This is a genomic window from Phyllobacterium sp. 21LDTY02-6, assembly GCF_023554255.2.
Lineage (GTDB): Bacteria > Pseudomonadota > Alphaproteobacteria > Rhizobiales > Rhizobiaceae > Phyllobacterium.
Genome location: NZ_JAMJWD020000001.1, coordinates 1,139,754 through 1,158,494, shown reverse-complemented (window position 1 = coordinate 1,158,494; position 18,741 = coordinate 1,139,754). Strand labels below are relative to the sequence as shown.

General features: G+C 61.4%; 17 protein-coding genes. 5 read left to right on the top strand and 12 right to left on the bottom strand.

What is annotated here, in order from left to right; genetic code table 11:
* Window positions 1-7: 7 nt before the first annotated feature.
* The gene (locus M8997_RS05585) at window positions 8-661 is read right to left on the bottom strand and encodes a TetR family transcriptional regulator (protein WP_250018772.1); all 654 of its coding nucleotides are present in this window, start codon (window positions 659-661) and stop codon (window positions 8-10) included.
* Window positions 662-745: 84 nt separating this feature from the next.
* On the opposite strand from M8997_RS05585, the gene M8997_RS05580 reads away from it, so the two are divergent.
* Entirely contained in the window at window positions 746-1,987 is a 1,242-nt protein-coding gene (locus M8997_RS05580) for an efflux RND transporter periplasmic adaptor subunit (RefSeq protein WP_250018707.1), read from the top strand.
* Window positions 1,984-5,076: an efflux RND transporter permease subunit gene (locus M8997_RS05575; RefSeq protein ID WP_250018708.1), complete on the top strand. Its 3,093-nt coding sequence runs from the start codon at window positions 1,984-1,986 to the stop codon at window positions 5,074-5,076. Before M8997_RS05580 ends, M8997_RS05575 begins: the two co-directional genes overlap by 4 nt.
* A 76-nt stretch (window positions 5,077-5,152) precedes the next feature.
* On the opposite strand, the gene M8997_RS05570 is transcribed toward M8997_RS05575, so the two are convergent.
* The 11 genes from M8997_RS05570 to M8997_RS05520 form a co-directional block, all read right to left on the bottom strand.
* Window positions 5,153-5,407 carry a GlsB/YeaQ/YmgE family stress response membrane protein gene (locus tag M8997_RS05570; protein ID WP_250018709.1) on the bottom strand — a complete coding sequence of 85 codons (255 nt, stop codon included), beginning with the start codon at window positions 5,405-5,407 and terminating at the stop codon, window positions 5,153-5,155.
* A 148-nt stretch (window positions 5,408-5,555) separates the two neighbouring features.
* Window positions 5,556-6,560: a N(2)-acetyl-L-2,4-diaminobutanoate deacetylase DoeB gene (gene doeB, locus M8997_RS05565; protein WP_250018710.1), complete on the bottom strand. Its 1,005-nt coding sequence runs from the start codon at window positions 6,558-6,560 to the stop codon at window positions 5,556-5,558.
* Between the two features lie 7 nt (window positions 6,561-6,567).
* The gene (gene doeA, locus M8997_RS05560) at window positions 6,568-7,749 is read right to left on the bottom strand and encodes an ectoine hydrolase DoeA (protein ID WP_256473152.1); all 1,182 of its coding nucleotides are present in this window, start codon (window positions 7,747-7,749) and stop codon (window positions 6,568-6,570) included.
* Between the two features lie 33 nt (window positions 7,750-7,782).
* Complete coding sequence (gene eutC, locus M8997_RS05555; RefSeq protein WP_250018711.1) at window positions 7,783-8,775, bottom strand: ectoine utilization protein EutC; 993 nt, start codon at window positions 8,773-8,775, stop codon at window positions 7,783-7,785.
* Window positions 8,763-9,755 (bottom strand): hydroxyectoine utilization dehydratase EutB, encoded by a 993-nt coding sequence (eutB, locus tag M8997_RS05550; RefSeq protein WP_250018712.1) that lies wholly within the window; start codon window positions 9,753-9,755, stop codon window positions 8,763-8,765. The genes eutC and eutB overlap by 13 nt, the downstream gene beginning before the upstream one ends.
* Window positions 9,756-9,757: 2 nt before the next feature.
* Entirely contained in the window at window positions 9,758-10,537 is a 780-nt protein-coding gene (eutA, locus tag M8997_RS05545) for an ectoine utilization protein EutA (protein ID WP_250018713.1), read from the bottom strand.
* A 9-nt stretch (window positions 10,538-10,546) separates the two neighbouring features.
* A complete protein-coding gene (ehuD, locus tag M8997_RS05540; RefSeq protein WP_250018714.1) occupies window positions 10,547-11,203 on the bottom strand; it encodes an ectoine/hydroxyectoine ABC transporter permease subunit EhuD in 657 nt (218 codons plus the stop codon).
* Window positions 11,204-11,212: 9 nt separating this feature from the next.
* On the bottom strand, window positions 11,213-11,872 hold the full coding sequence (ehuC, locus tag M8997_RS05535; RefSeq protein ID WP_250018715.1) for an ectoine/hydroxyectoine ABC transporter permease subunit EhuC: 660 nt from the start codon (window positions 11,870-11,872) through the stop codon (window positions 11,213-11,215).
* 75 nt (window positions 11,873-11,947) lie between these two features.
* Entirely contained in the window at window positions 11,948-12,796 is an 849-nt protein-coding gene (gene ehuB / locus M8997_RS05530) for an ectoine/hydroxyectoine ABC transporter substrate-binding protein EhuB (protein WP_250018716.1), read from the bottom strand.
* A 47-nt stretch (window positions 12,797-12,843) separates the two neighbouring features.
* On the bottom strand, window positions 12,844-13,641 hold the full coding sequence (gene ehuA / locus M8997_RS05525) for an ectoine/hydroxyectoine ABC transporter ATP-binding protein EhuA (protein ID WP_250018717.1): 798 nt from the start codon (window positions 13,639-13,641) through the stop codon (window positions 12,844-12,846).
* 124 nt (window positions 13,642-13,765) lie between these two features.
* Complete coding sequence (locus M8997_RS05520) at window positions 13,766-15,151, bottom strand: PLP-dependent aminotransferase family protein (protein ID WP_250018718.1); 1,386 nt, start codon at window positions 15,149-15,151, stop codon at window positions 13,766-13,768.
* A gap of 83 nt (window positions 15,152-15,234) precedes the next feature.
* On the opposite strand from M8997_RS05520, the gene M8997_RS05515 reads away from it, so the two are divergent.
* The 3 genes from M8997_RS05515 (at window position 15,235) to M8997_RS05505 (ending at window position 18,736) form a co-directional block, all read left to right on the top strand.
* A complete protein-coding gene (locus M8997_RS05515; RefSeq protein ID WP_250018719.1) occupies window positions 15,235-15,723 on the top strand; it encodes an Lrp/AsnC family transcriptional regulator in 489 nt (162 codons plus the stop codon).
* A gap of 118 nt (window positions 15,724-15,841) precedes the next feature.
* The gene (locus M8997_RS05510; RefSeq protein WP_250018720.1) at window positions 15,842-17,335 is read left to right on the top strand and encodes an NAD-dependent succinate-semialdehyde dehydrogenase; all 1,494 of its coding nucleotides are present in this window, start codon (window positions 15,842-15,844) and stop codon (window positions 17,333-17,335) included.
* Window positions 17,336-17,356: 21 nt separating this feature from the next.
* Window positions 17,357-18,736 (top strand): aspartate aminotransferase family protein, encoded by a 1,380-nt coding sequence (locus M8997_RS05505; RefSeq protein ID WP_250018721.1) that lies wholly within the window; start codon window positions 17,357-17,359, stop codon window positions 18,734-18,736.
* Window positions 18,737-18,741 lie beyond the last annotated feature (5 nt).

The following is an 18,741-nucleotide window of genomic DNA, read 5'->3' as shown; positions in this document are numbered from 1 at the left end:
TTGCTTATCAGGCAGCGCCAGGCAGATTGCTCCGGGGCTCCTCGGCCGGCTCGAACAGGAGGCTGAGGCGATCGATGGCGGCGATCTGCTCGTCGCGGCTGAGGCCATCCATTTCGAACAGCTTCTGGCAGCGCATGCCTTCAATCGTCAGATAGGCCATCAGCGCCAATGTCGGATCGTCCGAATTTTCGCGGATTCGCTGCAGAAGCTGCGTCGTATAGCGGCGGATCGGGTCGAGAAACGTGCGGTCATTGGCAATTGCGGCCAATATGCCGGACGGTTCGGCCTCGTTACAGACAAATTCAGCCCGATAAACTGCGATACAGGCGAGAACCACGCTGTTTCTGCCATGGTTCCGCAATGCTTCGTGGTGTTTAAGTTGTTTGTCGAATTGGGCCATGTGATCTTCGACGAGAGCCTCGAGCAGCTTGGCTTTCGTCGGGAAGGAGTAAAGGAGACCACCCTTGGAGAGACCCGCTCGCCGGGCAACGGCATCAAGCGAGAGGTTGACCGGGCCGACCTCCATCGCGATCTCGGCCGCGGCCTGTAAAATCTTGTCCTTGGTCGTCAGGGTGTCCGCCTTCATTCCTGTTCTTTCTGTGCCGGGTCCATATAAACCCATATTGACAATACCGTCCAGACGGTACAGTACATTGCGCACGGCAATCAAGCCGCGTGATCTAATCCATTCTGAGGCTGGCAGAGCATTTGCTGGCCCTTGTTTTGTTCCGGAGCGGCATTTCCCATGATAAAGCGCTACATTCTGCCAGTTATAATCGTAATCCTGGTTGTATTGCTCGGTGTGGGGCTTGTCGGCTTCAACCTGTTCCGCGACAAGGCGATCTCGGATTTCTTCGCCAGCATGCAGCAGCCGGCCGCTCCTGTCTCGACCTATACGGTCAAGCCGGAGGTCTGGACGCCGAATATCGAGGCCATCGGCACGGTCAGCGCCATTCAGGGCGTCGAGCTTGCCGTCGAGGTTGCCGGCATCGTCAAGGAAATCCCGTTCAAGGCGAACCAGATCGTCGAGCAGGGCGCCGCGCTGCTGCAGCTCGACGATGCGATCGAAAAGGCGGATATCGTCGCGGCGAAGGCGCAGGACGTTCTTGCGGACCAGACCCTGGCCCGTGCCCGTACGCTCAGCACGCGCGGCGTCGGCGCGATTTCCAATGTCGATGAAGCGCAGTCCGCCTCGCTCGCCAAGAAGGCCGAGATCGCCAAACTGCAGGCCGTTCTCGACCAGAAGCTGATCAAGGCGCCCTTCAAGGGCACTGTCGGTATTCCGCGGATCGAGGTCGGCCAGTATGTTTCGCCCGGAACCGTGGTCGTTTCGCTGCAGGATCTAGCAACGATGCGCGTGGATTTCACCGTGCCCGAGCAGATGCTGGCCTCGATCCATGTCGATCAGCCGATCAAGCTCAATTTGACCGACAATGATGAGCAGTTCGACGGCCAGATCACCGCAATCGAGCCGCGTATCGATCCTTCGACGCGCCTGGTTTCGGTTCGTGCCCAGGTCGACAACGACAGCGGCAAGCTGCGCCCGGGCCAGTTCGCCCAGGTCCGCGTACAATTGCCGACCGAGGAAAACGTGCTTACCGTGCCGCAGACCTCGCTCGTTTCGAGCCTTTATGGCGACTACGTCTTCGTCGTCCGTCCGGCACCTGCGGAGAATGCAAAGCCGGCCGACGCGGCCGCTGCCGGCGAGGGCGAGAAGCCAGCCGATGCCGCCAAGCCGGCGGAAGAGGCAAAGCCGGCGGAACCCGCCGCCAATGGCGAGAAGGCGGAAGAGAAGCTCGTCCTGGCGCAGGTCTTCGTGACGCCCGGCCGCCGGTCCGGTCTGCTTGTTGAAATCACCAAGGGTCTGAAGCCGGGAGATATCGTTGTGACCGCAGGCCAGAACCGCCTCAATCCCGGTTCGGCAGTGAAGATCGCCAACGAAGTCAATCCAGCCAATACAACCGAGTCGGGGCTCCCCACAAAATGAACTTCTCAGACATTTTCATTCGCCGCCCCGTTCTTTCGACCGTCGTGGCGCTCATGATCATCCTCCTGGGTGCGCAGGGGCTCGTCAATCTCTCGGTTCGTGAATATCCAAAGGTCGAAGAGACGGTCATCACCATCAAGACCGCCTATGCCGGCGCGAGTGCGGACCTCATACAGGGCTTCATCTCGTCGCCGATCGCCAAGGCCGTCACGACGACGGAAAACATCGATTACGTGACATCCTCGTCGGCACCGTCCTCCAGCACAGTCACGGTGCAGATGAAGCTTGGCGCCGATCCTGACGCGGCGCTGACCGAGGTCATCTCCAAGGTGAACCAGGTGCGCGGCGACCTGCCGGAAGAGTCCGACGATCCGGTGATCACCAAGGGTACCGGCCAGGACTTCGCGACGATGTACCTTGCCGTTCAGAACCCGAACATGAGCAGCGAGCAGATCACCGAATATCTCGAACGCGTCATCCAGCCGCGCATGTCGACGATCCAGGGTGTCGCCGACGCCCAGATTCTCGGCGGCCAGGTATTCTCGATGCGCGTCTGGATCGATCCGGTGAAACTGGCGGCGCGCGGCACGACGGCGACCGAAGTTCTCGCGGCGATCAATCGCTCCAACTTCCTTTCCGCGCCGGGCAAGGTGAAAAACCTTTACGTCGCTTCGCCGATCACCATGAAGACGACATTGCAGACGCCCGAGGCGTTCGGGGCAATGCCGATCAAGTCCGATGGCGACAATATCGTTCGCCTGCGCGATGTCGCGCGCGTCGAACTTGGCGCGGTGAGCGAGGATACGATCGTTACGTTCAACGGTTCGAGCGGTACGTTCCTCGGCATCTTCCCGACGCCTGCCGCCAATCCGATCGACATGACGGCTGCCGTTCGCGCCGAACTGCCCTCGATCCAGGCGACATTGCCGGAAGGCATGACCATCACGATGCTCTATGACGCTACCGAGCAGATCAGTTCCTCCATCGAGGAAGTGTTCAAGACCATCGGCGAAGCGGTTCTCATCGTGGTTCTGGTCATTCTGCTCTTCCTCGGCTCGTTCCGGTCGGTGATCATCCCCGTGGTGACGATCCCGATTTCGCTCGTGGGCGTGTGCTTCTTCCTCTATATGCTTGGCTATTCGATCAATCTTCTATCGCTTCTGGCCATGGTTCTCGCTATCGGCCTCGTGGTGGATGACGCCATCGTGGTTCTGGAGAACATCCATCGCCATATCGAGGAAGGGCTGAAGCCGATCGATGCTGCCTTGCGCGGCATGAAGGAAATCACCGGTCCGATCATCGCCATGACCGTGACGCTGGCGGCAGTGTTCGCGCCGCTCGGCTTCACCGGCGGCCTGACCGGCGCGCTTTTCCGGGAATTCGCCTTCACGCTTGCGGGCTCGGTCATCATCTCCGGCGTTGCCGCATTGACGGTTTCGCCGATGATGTGCGCCTTGCTGTTGCGCGCCGGCAATCACAGCCGCTTCCAGAGGATCGTCGATAGCAGCTTCGGCTGGCTGGAAGGTGCCTATGAACGGCGCGTCGCCGGCTCGCTCAACTTCCGCTTCGTCACGCTGTTCGCGGTCGTGACACTCGTCGCATTGACCGGGTTCCTCTTCACCAAGACCTCGTCTGAACTCGCCCCGGAAGAAGATTCCGGAGCATTGTTCTCGCTGGTCAACGGACCGCAATACGCCACCTCGGCCTATATGAAGCTCTATGCCGACCAGATCGATAATCTCACCAAGGATCTGCCGGAACTGAAGGCGCGCTTCAACATTCTCGGCCTCGGCACGACAAACTCCGCCTTTGCCATCTGGGTGTTCAAGGACTGGTCGCAGCGTGACAAGTCGCAGAAGGAGCTTCAGCAGGAACTCCAGGGCATGATCTCCCCGGTGGCCGGCGTGGAAGCCTTCATCTTCGCGCCGCCGACGCTTCCGGGTACCGGTGGCGGCTTGCCGATCTCCGTGGTCATCCAGTCCACGGGTCCGGCCGACAAGGTGTTCGAAGTCGCCGAGGAGATCAAGAAGAAGGCCCAGGCTTCCGGCCAGTTCATCGTCGTGCAGAACTCGCTGTCGTTCAATGCGCCGCAGGTAACGGTGACGATCGATCGCGACAGGGCTTCGGCCCTCGGCGTTCCGGTCAGCGATATCGGCCAGACATTGGGCCTGCTCGTCGGCGAGCCGAAAGTGGCGAAATTCGACCGCGATTCGAACAGCTACGACATCTATCCGCAGGTTCCACAGGACTTCCGCTCGAACCCCGAAAAGCTTGGCCAGTATTTCGTCAAGAGCGCATCGGGCGACATGGTGCCGTTGTCGGCGGTCATCAAAGTGACCGAGAATGCCTCTCCGGCCGCAATCGAGCAGTTCAACCAGCTGAATTCGGCGACGATCTCGGCATTGCCGCTACCTGGCGTCACCACCGGCCAGGGTCTGCAGACCGTGATCGACACGGCTCAGCCGCTGATGCCGGATGGGTTCTTCATGGATTATTCCGGCCAGTCGCGGCTTGAGATCGAGCAGGGCAACACGATCCTGATCGCCTTCGCGCTCGCCGTCATCGTCATCTACCTGGTGCTGGCGGCGCAGTTCGAAAGCTTCCGCGATCCGTTCATCATCATGATGTCGGTGCCGCTCTCGATCTTCGGCGCCATCGTTCCGCTCAATCTCGGCCTGGGTACGCTCAACATCTATACCCAGGTCGGGCTGATCACCCTCGTCGGACTGATCACGAAGCACGGCATCCTGATGGTGGAGTTCGCCAACCAGCAGCGTGAGCTGCATGGCATCAATCGCCATGACGCGATCGTGCTCGCGGCCAAGACCCGTCTGCGGCCGATCCTGATGACCACCGCAGCCATGGCTCTCGGCGTCATACCGCTGATCACCGCAACCGGTGCCGGCGCCGCCGCCCGCTATTCGATCGGCCTGGTGATCTTCTCCGGCATCCTCGTCGGAACGATCTTCACGCTGTTCGTGGTGCCGATGTTCTATACGTTCATCTCGCGCAAGGACAGCAAGACAGAGGCCACCCACGAGAGCTCACCGCCAGCTGGCGAACCGACACCGGCGCCGTCGCACGGCTAATCGGGCCAAAATAGAGGCGCAGACATAAAAATGCCCCCGGAGCGCCAGGCGTCCCGGGGGCATTTTGCCGTCAGTATCAGGCTCGTTTAACTGCTCTTACGATGATCAGCAATATGACCGCACCGATCGTGGCTGCAATGATGGCGCCAAGTATGCCGCCACCCAGCGAGAGCCCGAGCGCCGGGAAGAGGTAACCGGCGATGAATGCACCAATCACGCCGACGATAAGATCACCGATCAGGCCGAAGCCGCCACCGCGCACGAGAATGCTCGCCAGCCATCCGGCGACCAAACCGACCAACAGGAATACAAGAAGGCCTTGTCCGTCCATACCAATCTCCTCCAATCAGGTTTCAGCATGATGGTCCGCAGGCCGGGATTCCTTGATCCGTATCGGCAAGAGAATCATCACGCAGATGTTAGGACGAAGAAAAGCGTTTGGATAACAAAACCTGCCGCGTGCTCCGGGCCCCGGCGTACTAGTCGACTGTTCCGATGACGGCGACGCAGTCGCCGGCCTTGACGAGCCCGGGGAAATGCCGGGCAGCAAGGATACCATCCAGCTTCGAACGAAGTTCCGTCGGCTCCGTGCCGGTGCGGCCGATGGGATAGATACGCGCGATGACCTGGCCGACGCTGACGGGATCGCCGAGATCGACCATGGTTTCGATCAGCCCGCCATCCTCCGCGAAGGAGAAGCAATCACCGGAGGGCATGTCCAGCCAGCGCGTGACCTGTCGCTCCACGGCACCGGCGAGAATCCCGGCATGGCGCAACAGATTGGCGGCGCCGCGCTTGGCTATGGCGATGGTTTCGGCGCGCGCGGTGCCGCCGCCGCCAAGTTCGGTGGTCACGAAGACCTTGCCCATTTCCTCGACGGTCGTGTCGTACATTCCAACGGCATCGATTTCGAGCATGCGCATCGACCATGGCGCCGAAAATGCTTCCACCGCCGCGAAGCCACGGGCTTCCTGTTCCTTGTCCGGCAGGATATGCGCGGCCGCGAAGGGCACGAAGTCGAGCGTCTTGCCGCCGGAATGAAAGTCCAGGACGATATCGGCCCGCGGCAACAGCTCGCGCGTGAAGAAGTCGGCGATTTTCTGCGTCACCGTGCCATCCGGCCGGCCGGGATAACTGCGGTTCATATTGCCCTTGTCGATCGGCGACGTTCTGGTGCCGGCGCAGAAGGCCGGATAATTCATCGCCGGAACGATGATCACCGTGCCGCTGATGCGGTCGATGTCCAGCGTGCGGGCGAGGTCGAACAGGGCAATCGGCCCTTCATACTCATCGCCATGATTGCCGCCGGTGAGGAGCGCCGTCGGTCCATTGCCGTTGCGCAGGACGGCAATGGGGATCATCACCGAACCCCAGGCGGAATCGTCACGGCTATAGGGCAGTCGCAGGAAACCGTGCTGCACGCCCGGCTTGTCGAGGTTGATCGTCGGCGTTATGGGCGAGGGGCGTGGCGTTCCGTTCAGCATGGCTGCCTCAATTCTTCACGAACAGCTTGCGCGGCACGTTGGCGAGACATTCCACACCCGTGTCCGTGATGAGAATGCTTTCGGTTATCTCGAGGCCCATCGTTTCCAGCCACAGGCCGGTCATGAAATGGAAGGTCATGCCGGGTTGCAGCACGGTCTTGTCACCGGGACGCAGGCTCATGGTGCGCTCGCCCCAATCCGGCGGATAGGATATGCCGATGGGATAGCCCGTGCGGTTGTCCTTTACGATGCCGTATTTCTTCAACACGCCGAAGAAGGCATTGGCGATGTCTTCGCAGGTATTGCCCGGCTTGGCTGCTGCGAGCCCGGCCTCCATGCCTTCGAGTGTCGCCTTTTCCGCATCCAGAAACTCGTCCGTCGGCTTGCCGAGAAACACGGTGCGGGAAAGCGGCAGATGGTAGCGATTGTAGCAGCCGGCGATCTCGAAGAACGTGCCTTCGCCGGATTTCATCGGCTTGTCGTCCCAAGTCAGGTGCGGCGCCGAAGCGTCGATGCCCGAGGGAAGAAGCGGCACGATCGCGGGATAATCGCCGCCGAATTCGTCGGTGCCGCGGATACCGGCATCATATATCTCCGCCACGAGGTCGCATTTGCGCATTCCCGGCTCGATCTTGTCGACGATGCGCTGATGCATGAGCTCGACGATGCGCGCCGCCTTGCGCATATAGTCGATTTCCGTCGGGCTTTTCACCGCCCTTTGCCAGTTGACGAGCGCCGTGGCGTCGAGGAAGCGCGCATTGGGCAGATGTTTCTGCAACGCGGCGTAGGCCGCCGCCGAGAACCAGTAATTGTCCATCTCGACGCCGATGGTCAGCTTGTCCCAGCCGCGCTCTGTGATGATCTGCGACAGGAAATCCATCGGATGGCGTTCCGTCGACTGAACGTAATGGTCGGCATAACCGACAATATTGTCATGGTTCAGATAGGCGGTCCGCTTGGCGCCATTGGCGTCCTGGCCGCGGCCATACCAGACCGGCTCGCCTTCCGGCGGCACGATGACAGCCTGGTGCACGTAGAACGACCAGCCATCATAGCCCGTCAGCCAGGCCATGTTGGAGGGATCGCTGCAGATCAGCAGATCGACGCCGCGCTTTGCCATTGCCGCGCGCGTCTTGGCCAGCCTGTCGGCAAATTCCTGCCTGGTGAATTTCAGATTTGGTTCGATCATGTTCATTACCTCATGCTCGGGCCGATGAGCCCATCAACTTTCGAAATCTGTGCCGGCCTTCGCCTTTCGTGCGCGGTCGCGGGCGAGGGTGGCTATGGCGGTATCCTGGACGCCGGTTCCCGTGAGGTCGGCTATCGTTATGTCGGTCTGCGACAGGCGGCCTGTCGATGTCGCCGCGACGACGGCGCCGAGCTCGGCAAATTCATCGTCCGACTTGACGAGGCCGGCGGCGATGGCATGGTGCAGTTCGCCAAGCCGTCTCGTCTGTTTGAGGCTGTCGGCGACATAGACATCGGCCCAGGTGATGATGTCGGGCGCCAGCTCGTTCTTGTGTTCGGCATCGGAACCCATCGCCGTGATGTGCTGGCCGGGCTGGAGCCATGTCTTCTGCAGGATGGGAGTATCCGAGGGCGTCGTCGTCACGATGATGTCGGCCGAGTGAACGGCCTGTTGCGGATCGGCGATGGCCGCGACGGGAAAGCCGAGCTGCTCCGTCAACGCGCGCGCCGCCTGTTCGGCCTTGGCCATGTCGCGTGCCCAGATGCGGGCCGAAGCGATCGGCCGGACGAGCGTCAATGCCTGCAATTGCAGGCCAGCCTGCACGCCCGCACCGAAGATGGTCGCGACACTGGCGTCGGCGCGGGAGAGATGCTTTGCCGCCACGGCCCCGGCGGCCGCGGTGCGCACATCGGTCAAATAGCCATTGTCGAGCAGCAAGGCTTCCACCAGCCCGGTGCGACTGCTGAGCAGCACCATCATTCCATTGACGCTCGGAAGGCCGAGCTTGGGGTTGTCGAAGAAGCCGGGGCTGATCTTGATCGCAAAACCGTCGATTCCGGGGACATAGGCGGTCTTCACATCGACTTCGCCGCGATATTCCGGAATGTCGAGCCGCAGAATGGGCGGCATTGCCACCGCCTTCGTCGCCAGTGCGCGGAACGCATCCTCGACGCAGGCTACTGCATCAATATCGAGAGGCACGATCTTCCTGAGATCCGCCTCGGTCAGGATCGTCATTCTGGCCATGATGAAGCGCTTTCCGAGCAGATGAGTTTAAGATGTTGGTTCATATCGATATTACGCCCGGAAAGGACGATGACGGTCGGCCCGTCGAGCCTTGCTTTTCCGGCCAGGATTGCCGCTATGCCCACCGCCGCCGCTCCCTCGACGATTTCCCGCTCCTCACGATAGGCATGGACGATACCGGCGGCGATCTGCTCTTCGTCGAGCAGGATGACCTCGTCGACGAGCGCGCGGGCCATGGCGAATGTGAAGCGGTTGTCGAGCCCGATGCCGCCGCCGAGCGAATCCGCCAGGCTCTCGCTCTCCTCGACGAGAACCGGCCTGCCGGCGGCCAGGCTTGCATACATGGCCGCGCCGCGATCCATCGAAATGCCGACGATCCTGGCGTTCGGCGCGCGGCCCTTGACGGCAGCAGCCACCCCGGCAATCAACCCGCCGCCGGATAGCGGCACCAGAACGGAGGTCACGTCCGGCACATCCTCGACGATCTCGAGACCGAGTGTGCCCTGGCCGGCAATGATCGCCGCATGGTCGAAGGGCGGGATCATGATCAGCCCCTCCTGTTCCACGAGCCGTTCGACTTCCTCCTGTGCATCATCCTGCGATTTGCCGACAATGCGAATCTCGGCGCCGAGCCGCCTGATTTCCTCGACCTTGTTGGAGGGGACGAGCCGCGACAGGCATATCGTGGCGCGCATGCCTTCGAGGCTGGCGGCATAGGCCAGCGCCCGGCCGTGATTGCCTGTCGAGGCAGCAACCACGCCGCGGCGCTTCTGTGCTTGATCGAGCCGGGCAACGGCATTGCTCGCGCCGCGCAGCTTGAAGCTGCCCGTCGTCTGGTGATGTTCGAGCTTCAGAAGGACCGGAACGCCGGCAAGCTCCGAAAGGGCGTTGGAGCGGACCATGGGCGTGCGCAAGACGCGGCCGCGGATGGCCTCGCGCGCCGTCTCGATGTCCGCCAGGGTGACAGGTTCCGTGACCATGATCACCAACGCGCCAGGGATTTGGTCAGGAGCTGCCCATATTCGGGCTTGGCCGCCGCATCGCCGCAGATCCTCAGCGTCGCCCAGGCCGTCGCCTGATTGCTGGTGACGACAGTCTTGCCGGTCATTTGCTCGATCCTTGCCGCTACCCCGGCCGACCGCAACGCGGTGCAGGAGATGAAGAGCGCATCGCTATCCGCCGCGAGCGCCTGCCTGGCCAATTCGACGAGCGAATTCGGTGAAATCCGCGCCATTTTTCGATCATCATCGAGCCCCAGGCAGGTAAAGCGCGCAATATCGAAGCCCTTTTCCTCGAAATAAGCCGCCATGGGCGTACTCGTCTCGATCGTATAGGGCGTAAGCACGCTGATGCGACGCGCGCCAAGGGCTTGCAATCCCTTCACGGCGGCAAGCGGCGGCGTGACGACCGGTACATCCGGCTTGGCAAGATTGATGGCCGCCGCGATCTCGTCATCGCCGATGACGACCGAAGCCGACGTGCACGAATAGCAGATGGCATCCAGCGGTTCGTCGGGCAGGATAAGGCGTGCACCCTCCGTCAATGTCGGCTGCATCCGGCGCAGGTTCTCGGGAGTAGTCGGATTGGCGTAGGGGACGCGGGCGGTGTAGAGACCGATGGCCGGGCTTGCCACCATCCGCTGGAAATCCGGTTCGGTCGTATGGTCGGTGGCAAGGATCACCAGGCCGACGCGCTTTGCTACGGGCCTGTCGTCATAGGCCGGTTCATATCTGCTCTGCTGAATATTCGTGGTGCTGTCCATCGGGTTCACCTAGTCGATCTTGCCGTAGCGGCGTTCGAGCCAGCGCAATCCGACGACCGAAACCAGCGAAATGACCAGAAAGAACGCACCGACCAGGGTGATCGGCTCAATATAGCGATAATTGTAGTTGGCGATGCTGCGGGCCTGGTTCATCAGTTCCAGAACGGTGATCGCCGACAGCAGCGGTGTCTCCTTGAACATCGCAATGAAATAATTGGCGAGGGCAGGGATCATAGGCGGCAGGGCCTGGGGCAGGATGACCTGCGTCCATGTCTGGCGCGTCGTCAGGTTGCATGCCCGGGCCGCCTCCCATTGGCCGCGCGCCACATTGTCGATGCCCGCCCGGTAGACCTCGGCGGCATAGGTGCCATAATGGAGGCCAAGCCCGATGACGCCGGCGACGAGCGGCGAAAGCGTGATGCCGAGATCCGGCAGGACGTAGAATATGAAATAGAGCTGCACGAGAAGCGGTGTGCCGCGGATGAATTCGGCCAGGAAGCCGACCGGCATCGAGATGAGCCGGTTCTTCGAACGACGGACGATCGCAATGGCGAGCCCGATGATCGCTGCGAACACCGATCCGAGAAGCGTGGCGATGATGGTGATCTTCACGCCCTCGATGAGGGTGGGAAGTATCTGTACGACGAAACTCCAATCCCATTCCATCGCTGCCTCCTATGACCGAATGCCGTCGAGGCCGCGCGTCAGATAACGCTCAAGACCACGGATTGCGAGGGATATGACGCTTGCCATGATGAAATAGAGAATGAGGATCGTCAGGAACGGAAACAGCGTGTTTCCGGTCTGCGCCCGGACCACCTGGGCCTGAAAGGTCATATCGGTCAGTGATATAAGGGACACGACGGCCGAAGCTTTCAACAACTCGATCGCGTTGTTGCCGAAGGTCGGCAGCATCAGCACGAATGCCTGCGGCAGGATGACATGCCGGAGACCTTGCCAGCGATTGAAGTTGAGCGCGATGCAGGCCTCATATTGTTCCTTGCCGATGGATTTGATGGCGCCGCGCACGACCTCGGCCGCATAGGCGCCGACATTCAGCCCCAGCGCCAGCACGCCGGCCTGCAATGGCGTCAGCGAAAATCCGAACAATGGCAGGACGAAATAGGCCCAGAACAGCTGTACGAATATCGACGTGCCGCGGAAAAACTCGATATAGGCCGTCGCAAGCCAGCGAAACACCGCAAACCTGGACAAGCGGCCGAGGCCGGCAAGAAACGCCATCACAAGCGCCAAGGCGGAACCCATCAACGTCAGCTTGATCGTGACGACGGCGCCATCGAGGATAAGTTGTAGATAGCCGGCCCACTGGCCCATTGCAGCCACCCTTCGTCGTTGCTGTGGGAGGAGCCGCCACGCCCGCGGGCAGGCGGCTCTACTTTCACGGAGGAGTTACTTTGCGGCGCAGAGCTTGTCGCGGGTGGTCGACATCGCCGCCTGTGCGGAGAACCCATAAGGCTCGACGATCTTGGCGAATTCGCCGGACTTCTTCATCTCGGCGAGCACCTTGTCGAACTCGTCGCGCAGTGCCGTATCGCCTTTGCGGAAGGCGGCGCCATCGCAATAGACCGGGGCACCCTGTACCGGCGCGATCACCTCGAGATTGGGGTCATTGGCCTTCTTGACGAGATCGTTGATCGAAAGTACCGGCAGCGAATAGGTGTCGATGCGCCCGTCCTGCAGCATTTTCAGACCGCTCTGCCCATCCGGGACGACGATGACGCGCTCACGCGGAACACCGGCTTCGAGCGCAAGGCGTTCTTCCGTGCCACCGCCCGGCGCACCGATCGTCGCCTTTTCGTCCTTGGCGATATCCGCATAGCTCTTGAAGCCCTTCGGATTGCCCTTCTTGACGAGGAAAGCTTCGGCGTCGCACAGGATCGGCTCCGAATAGGCGACCGCGTTGCAGCGCTCCGGCTTCATGAACAGGCCTGCGGTCACGACATCATGACGACCAGCCTGCAGGCCGGGGATCATGGCGCCATATTCCGAGATCGACGCAACCACGTCGCCGACTCCGAGCTTCTTGAACACTTCGCGGGCGACATCCGGACCGGCGCCGGAAACGGTGCCGTCCGCCTTCACGGCGGTAAAGGGCGGTTCGTTGGCGATGGCGATGCGGGCAAAACCCTGTTCCTTCAGCTTGTCCAATGCCTCGTCTGCACGGGCCGCCGGCGCGGACATGGCAATGCTGGCGCAGGTGGCAGCTGCAAGAAATGCACTCAAACTCTTCAATTTCATGTTCCCAACTCCTCTGGTTGTTTTTTTGGTATTTCTTGTTCAGCGCCTCAGACGCGATGCCCTGCTGCGATGATCTTCTTCAGGAAGGCCTGGGTGCGCTCCTGTTTCGGGTGCCTGAAAATTTCATCCGGCTTGCCGTCTTCGACGATGCGCCCGCGGTCGAAGAAAAGGACGCGGTCGGCAAAATCATGGGCAAAGCCCATCTCGTGCGTGACGAGCAGCATCGTCATGTCGGTCTCGCGGCAAAGGCGCCACAGGACGTTGAGCACTTCCTCGACAAGCTCGGGATCGAGTGCCGAGGTCACCTCGTCGAACAGCATGATCTTCGGCTTCAAGGCGAGAGCGCGGGCGATCGCGACGCGCTGCTTCTGTCCGCCCGAGAGCTGCGAGGGCATGGATTTTGCCTTGTCCGCCAGTCCGACCATGTCCAGCAGTTCCATCGCGTGCTTCTCCGCATCCCGGCGGGAAACGCCTTTTGTCAGCATCGGCGCGAGGGTGACATTGTCGAGAACGCATTTATGCGGGAACAGGTTGAAGAGCTGGAACACCATGCCGATCTTCTCGCGCATCCTGTGCAGATGAGACTCGTCGGCGGGTTGCAGTTTTCCATTGCGCTCCATCTGGTAGAGATTATCGCCATCGACCCGGATCGTGCCGGAATCGATGCCTTCCAGCGTCATCAATATGCGCAGGATCGTAGTCTTGCCTGAGCCCGATGGGCCGATCAGCGCCAGCTTTTCGCGCGGCTTGACGCTGAACGACAGGTCGTTCAGCACCTTGAAGGCGCCAAAGCTCTTGCTGATGCCGTCAATCTCTATGATCGGGGCGGCGTTGGATGGGGGCATGCGTGTCTCCCTTCTGGTTGAGACAACCTCATGGCCAACGATGGGAGAGTTATCAAATCATGTCAATTGTAAAAATTAAATCATGACAATTTAGGCGAGCGTGCTGAAGAATCGGGCAGTTCGATCATATGGCGAGCAGCAGATGCTCGAGATCGCCGCGCATGAGATTTGCCACCACGGCAAGGCCGGAGCGCAATTCGTTTTCGGTGGTGGACCCGAGCGAAATGCGCACCGCCGAATGCCAGGGATAGTTCGATATGCGAAAGGATGCGCCGGGCGCTATCGCGACGCCTTGCAGGCGCGCATGGGCAACAAAGGCGTCCTCGGTGCGCTCGCCGGTCAATGGCAGCCAGATATGCAGGCTTTGCGGATGCGATAGAAATGGAATGTCCGAAAGCATTTCGGCGGCGGTCTCGTGACGCGCCCTCAATGCCTCCCGCTGCCAATCCACGAGTTCCCTGGCGGTGCCGTCGACGACCCAGCGGCTGGCGATCTCGGCCATGATCGGCGTCGCCATCCAGTTGGATACGAGATGCCGGTTTGCCACCGCGGCGACATAGCGATCCGGCGCCACAAGATAGCCGATGCGCAGTCCCGGAATCACGATCTTGGTGAAACTGGTGAAATAGAGCGTCCGCTCTGGCGCGAGCGCGGCGATCGGAGGAGGGCGATCCTCGACCAGCGGGCCGAGGACATCGCTCTCGATAATCGCTATGTCGTGCTTGCGGGCCACTTCGACAAGCGCCAAACGCCGCTCAAGACCCATGAGGGCGGCAGTGGGATTGATCACCGAAGGCTGCACGAACACGGCCTGAATTCCGGTTTCGCGGCAACACTCGTCCAGAGCCTCCGGAACGATGCCCTGGTCGTCGATGGCCAGCCCGTCCAGCGTCAGGCCGAGATAGGAGGCAAGGGGCGTCAGCGTGTGATGGCCTATGCCCTCGGTCGCGATGCGCGAACCGGGCGGCGCGACGCTCATCAGGGCGACAGTCATGGCCGCGGTGGCGCCATTGGTGACGCTTACATTCGTCGGATGCACGTCGAGCCCGCACAGGCGCAGCCATTCCACCGCCGTGGCGCGGTGGCGGGGGAATACGACGTTGGGCCGGAACGACAGGGCCGAGCTTGGCGGCAGGCTCTCCGAAAGCCAGGCCAGCGCTTTTTTCATGCGGTCGAGATGCGACGTCTCGCAAATCGGCTTCAGGATCGAAAGGTCGATGACTTCGCCGAGGCGTTCCGGCAGGTAGGGCGGATCGGGCTCGCTGCGGGTGGATGAAACGAATGTGCCACGCCCCGTTTCGCCGGTAATCAGGTTGCGGCGGATCAATTCCTCATAGGCCCGGCTCACGGTCTGCACCGAAAGCTGCAGATCGTCCGCCATCTTTCGATGGGTCGGCAGGCGCGCGCCTTGCTCCAGCTTGCCATCGGCAATCGCGCGCGCAATCTGTTCGGCGAGCGAGAGATAGGCCGGGCGGCGCAGTGCCGCAGGATCTGGTTGCCAGAATGTCATGATTTATAAGTGATCGAAGTCAGTGCAATTGACAATCAAAAAATGACAACGTCATGATTAGGCGATAGCGAAACAGGCGAAACATGACCTCAATCAAGCTCGATACGATCGATATCCGGATTCTCGACGCGATACAGCGGGAAGGGCGCATCACCAAGCTGGCGCTCGCCGAGCGTGTCGGCATCTCGCCGACGCCGTGCTGGACCCGGCTGCGGCGGTTGGAGAAGGCCGGCATCATCACCGGCTATCACGCGCGGCTTGCGCTGCGTCTGGTCACGCCCGTAACGACCGTCCTGATGGAGGTCACGCTCGGTGCGCACCGGCAGGCCGATTTCGACCGTTTCGAACGGACGGTCAAGACGATACCGGAGATCGTCGCATGCTGGTCCGTGGGCGGCGGCGTCGACTACGTCGTGAAGGTCATGGCGCGAGATATCGATTCCTATCAACGGCTGGTTGACGATCTGCTGCAGCAGGAGATCGGCATCGACCGTTACTTCACCTATATCGTGACGAAGATCGTCAAGGACGATGCGGTCCTGCCGGTTGCCGATCTCATTCCCGATGCGTAGCCAGAATATCCTCCTATCCGCGGCAATACAGACAATCTCTCCGTTCTCCCGGCCATAAACAGCCTCTTTCTCCGCATGAAAGCGCCAAACTGGGCCCGAACATATTCGGGAGAGCCTTATGTCAGCCCATTTTGCACGACCAGACCGGCACGCCGCGCTCGACGGTCTCAAGGACCGTCGCATGCTGCGCGAGCTTGCCTATATCGACGGCCATTGGACCGCCGGCGATGCGGGTCAGACATTCGAAGTCAACGATCCGGCCTCGGGCACGGCGATCGGCTGGGTGTCGAAGCTGAATGCCGAACAGGCGTCGCTGGCCATCGATGCCGCTGCCCGCGCGTTTCCGCTCTGGCGCGACCTGCTTCCGCAACAGCGCTCGGCAAAGCTGCGCCGCTGGTACGAGTTGATGCTCGAAGCCAAGGACGATCTGGCGCTGATCATGACCCTCGAACAGGGAAAGCCGCTGGCGGAATCACTTGGCGAGATCGAATATGCCGCATCCTTCGTGGAATGGTATGCCGAGGAAGCCAAGCGCCTGAACGCCGAGAGTGTCACCAGCCATCTCGCCGGCGCCGAAATGATGGTGCGCCGCGAGGCACTGGGCGTCGTCGGCGTCGTCACGCCGTGGAATTTCCCCTCGGCCATGCTTACCCGCAAGGCGGCCGCAGCGCTGGCAGCGGGCTGCACGATCGTTGCGCATCCATCATCGGAAACGCCGTTCTCGGCGCTCGCGCTCGCCGAACTCGCCGACCGGGCAGGCATTCCGGCCGGCGTGTTCAACATCGTTACTGGCGAAGCATCGAAGGTCGTCGGCAAGTTCTGCGACGATGCGCGGGTCAGGGCCTTGAGCTTTACCGGTTCGACGGAGGTTGGCCGCCTCATCGCGCGCCAATGCGCTGCCACGATGAAGAACCTCGTCATGGAGCTCGGCGGCCACGCGCCCCTGATCATATTCGAGGACGCCGATATCGAACGTGCCGCGGAAATAGCGGTCAACGCGAAATTCGCCACCTCCGGCCAGGATTGCCTCGCCGCCAACCGGATCTATGTGCAGCGGCCGATAGTCCAGGCGTTCGGCCAGGCCTTCGCCAGGAAGACGGCTGCGCTCAAGGTCGCTGCCGGCCTGACGGAAGGCGCCGAGATCGGCCCGCTGATGCATGAGCGCGCGGTGACGAAGGTGGAGGAGCACGTCGAGGATGCGCTTGCAAAGGGCGCGAAATGCCTTGTCGGCGGCAAACGCCATCAGGCCGGAGAACTCTTCTACAAGCCGACCGTGCTCGCCGACGTGCCGGACGATGCGTTGATCATGCACGAAGAAACATTCGGCCCGGTCGCTGCCATCACGGCGTTCGACAGTGAAGACGAGGTGGTGGCGCGGGCGAATGCGACGGAATACGGGCTCGTTGCCTATGTCGTTACCAAGGACGGCGCGCGCATGCTGCGCCTCGGGCGAAGCCTCGACTACGGCATGGTCGCCGTCAACCGGGTCAAGATCACCGGCGCGCCGATCCCGTTCGGCGGCGTCAAGCAGTCGGGCCTTGGCCGGGAGGGTTCCCGCCATGGCATCGAGGCTTTCACCGAACTCAAATATCTCTGCATCGATACGCACTGAGAATCACGAAAGGACATGGACATGCTCAACAGATCGAACGAACTCAATGCGTGGGACCGCGATCATTTCTTCCACCCGTCGACACATATGGGCGCCCATGCGCGCGGCGAAACGCCGACGCGCGTCATCAGCGGCGGCGAGGGCGTGCGTATCACCGACAGCACGGGCAAGACCAGCATCGATGCCTTCGCCGGGCTTTACTGCGTCAATGTCGGCTATGGCAGGCAGGAAATCGCCGAAGCGATCGCCGAGCAGGCGAAGCAACTGGCCTATTATCACGCCTATGTCGGCCATGGCACCGAGGCATCGATCACGCTGTCGAAGATGATCATCGACCGCGCGCCGGAAGGCATGAGCCGCGTCTATTTCGGCCTCTCCGGCTCCGATGCCAATGAAACCAACATCAAGCTGATCTGGTACTACAACAATGTCCTCGGCCGGCCGGAAAAGAAGAAGATCATTTCGCGCTGGCGTGGATATCATGGTTCCGGCGTCATGACCGGCAGCCTTACCGGGCTCGAACTCTTCCACAATGCCTTCGACCTGCCGCGCGCGCCGATACTCCATACGGAAGCGCCATATTATTTCCGCCGCGCCGACCGCTCGATGAGCGAGGAGCAATTCTCGCAACATTGCGCCGACAAGCTGGAAGAAATGATCCTGGCCGAGGGACCGGAAACCGTGGCGGCCTTTATCGGCGAGCCCATTCTCGGCACTGGCGGCATCGTACCGCCGCCGGCACAATACTGGCAGAAGATCCAGGAAGTGCTGAAGAAATATGACGTCCTGCTCGTGGCGGACGAGGTCGTCACCGGCTTTGGCCGCCTCGGCACCATGTTCGGATCGGATCATTACGGCATCAAGCCCGACCTCATCACGATCGCCAAGGGACTGACCTCGGCCTATGCGCCATTGTCCGGCGTCATCGTTGCCGACAAGGTCTGGGACGTTCTGGTCAGCGGTTCCGATGCGCTCGGCGCGATCGGCCATGGCTGGACCTATTCCGCGCACCCGATCTGCACCGCTGCCGGCGTCGCCAATCTCGAACTCATCGACAAGCTGGACCTCGTGCGCAATGCCGGCGAGACCGGTCGCTATTTCCGCGAGCAGCTGGCGCAGGCGCTGGCCGATCATCCGATCGTCGGCGAAGTGCGCGGCGATGGGCTCATGGCCGCCGTGGAATTCGTGGCGGACAAGGACGACCGGGTCTTCTTCGACGCTGCCGACAAGGTCGGGCCGCGGATCGCCACGGCTCTGGCCGAACGCGGCGTCATCGGCCGCGCGATGCCGCAGGGCGACATTCTCGGCTTTGCGCCGCCGCTGTGCCTGACGCGCGAGGAGGTCGACATCGTCGTCAAGGCCACCGCGGACGCGGTGGAATCGGTCGCCCGGGCACTTTGAGAGGG

What these genes read in the sequence shown, in the direction of transcription:
- ehuD (WP_250018714.1), bottom strand. Translation starts at nt 11,203, where the DNA reads ATGGAATGGGATTGGAGTTTCGTCGTACAGATACTTCCCACCCTCATC.
- eutA (WP_250018713.1), bottom strand. Translation starts at nt 10,537, where the DNA reads ATGGACAGCACCACGAATATTCAGCAGAGCAGATATGAACCGGCCTAT.
- doeB (WP_250018710.1), bottom strand. Translation starts at nt 6,560, where the DNA reads ATGCTGAACGGAACGCCACGCCCCTCGCCCATAACGCCGACGATCAAC.
- M8997_RS05570 (WP_250018709.1), bottom strand. Translation starts at nt 5,407, where the DNA reads ATGGACGGACAAGGCCTTCTTGTATTCCTGTTGGTCGGTTTGGTCGCC.
- M8997_RS05575 (WP_250018708.1), top strand. Translation starts at nt 1,984, where the DNA reads ATGAACTTCTCAGACATTTTCATTCGCCGCCCCGTTCTTTCGACCGTC.
- ehuA (WP_250018717.1), bottom strand. Translation starts at nt 13,641, where the DNA reads ATGCCCCCATCCAACGCCGCCCCGATCATAGAGATTGACGGCATCAGC.
- M8997_RS05515 (WP_250018719.1), top strand. Translation starts at nt 15,235, where the DNA reads ATGACCTCAATCAAGCTCGATACGATCGATATCCGGATTCTCGACGCG.
- M8997_RS05505 (WP_250018721.1), top strand. Translation starts at nt 17,357, where the DNA reads ATGCTCAACAGATCGAACGAACTCAATGCGTGGGACCGCGATCATTTC.
- eutB (WP_250018712.1), bottom strand. Translation starts at nt 9,755, where the DNA reads ATGGTCACGGAACCTGTCACCCTGGCGGACATCGAGACGGCGCGCGAG.
- doeA (WP_256473152.1), bottom strand. Translation starts at nt 7,749, where the DNA reads ATGATCGAACCAAATCTGAAATTCACCAGGCAGGAATTTGCCGACAGG.
- M8997_RS05580 (WP_250018707.1), top strand. Translation starts at nt 746, where the DNA reads ATGATAAAGCGCTACATTCTGCCAGTTATAATCGTAATCCTGGTTGTA.
- eutC (WP_250018711.1), bottom strand. Translation starts at nt 8,775, where the DNA reads ATGGCCAGAATGACGATCCTGACCGAGGCGGATCTCAGGAAGATCGTG.
- ehuC (WP_250018715.1), bottom strand. Translation starts at nt 11,872, where the DNA reads ATGGGCCAGTGGGCCGGCTATCTACAACTTATCCTCGATGGCGCCGTC.
- ehuB (WP_250018716.1), bottom strand. Translation starts at nt 12,796, where the DNA reads ATGAAATTGAAGAGTTTGAGTGCATTTCTTGCAGCTGCCACCTGCGCC.
- M8997_RS05510 (WP_250018720.1), top strand. Translation starts at nt 15,842, where the DNA reads ATGTCAGCCCATTTTGCACGACCAGACCGGCACGCCGCGCTCGACGGT.
- M8997_RS05520 (WP_250018718.1), bottom strand. Translation starts at nt 15,151, where the DNA reads ATGACATTCTGGCAACCAGATCCTGCGGCACTGCGCCGCCCGGCCTAT.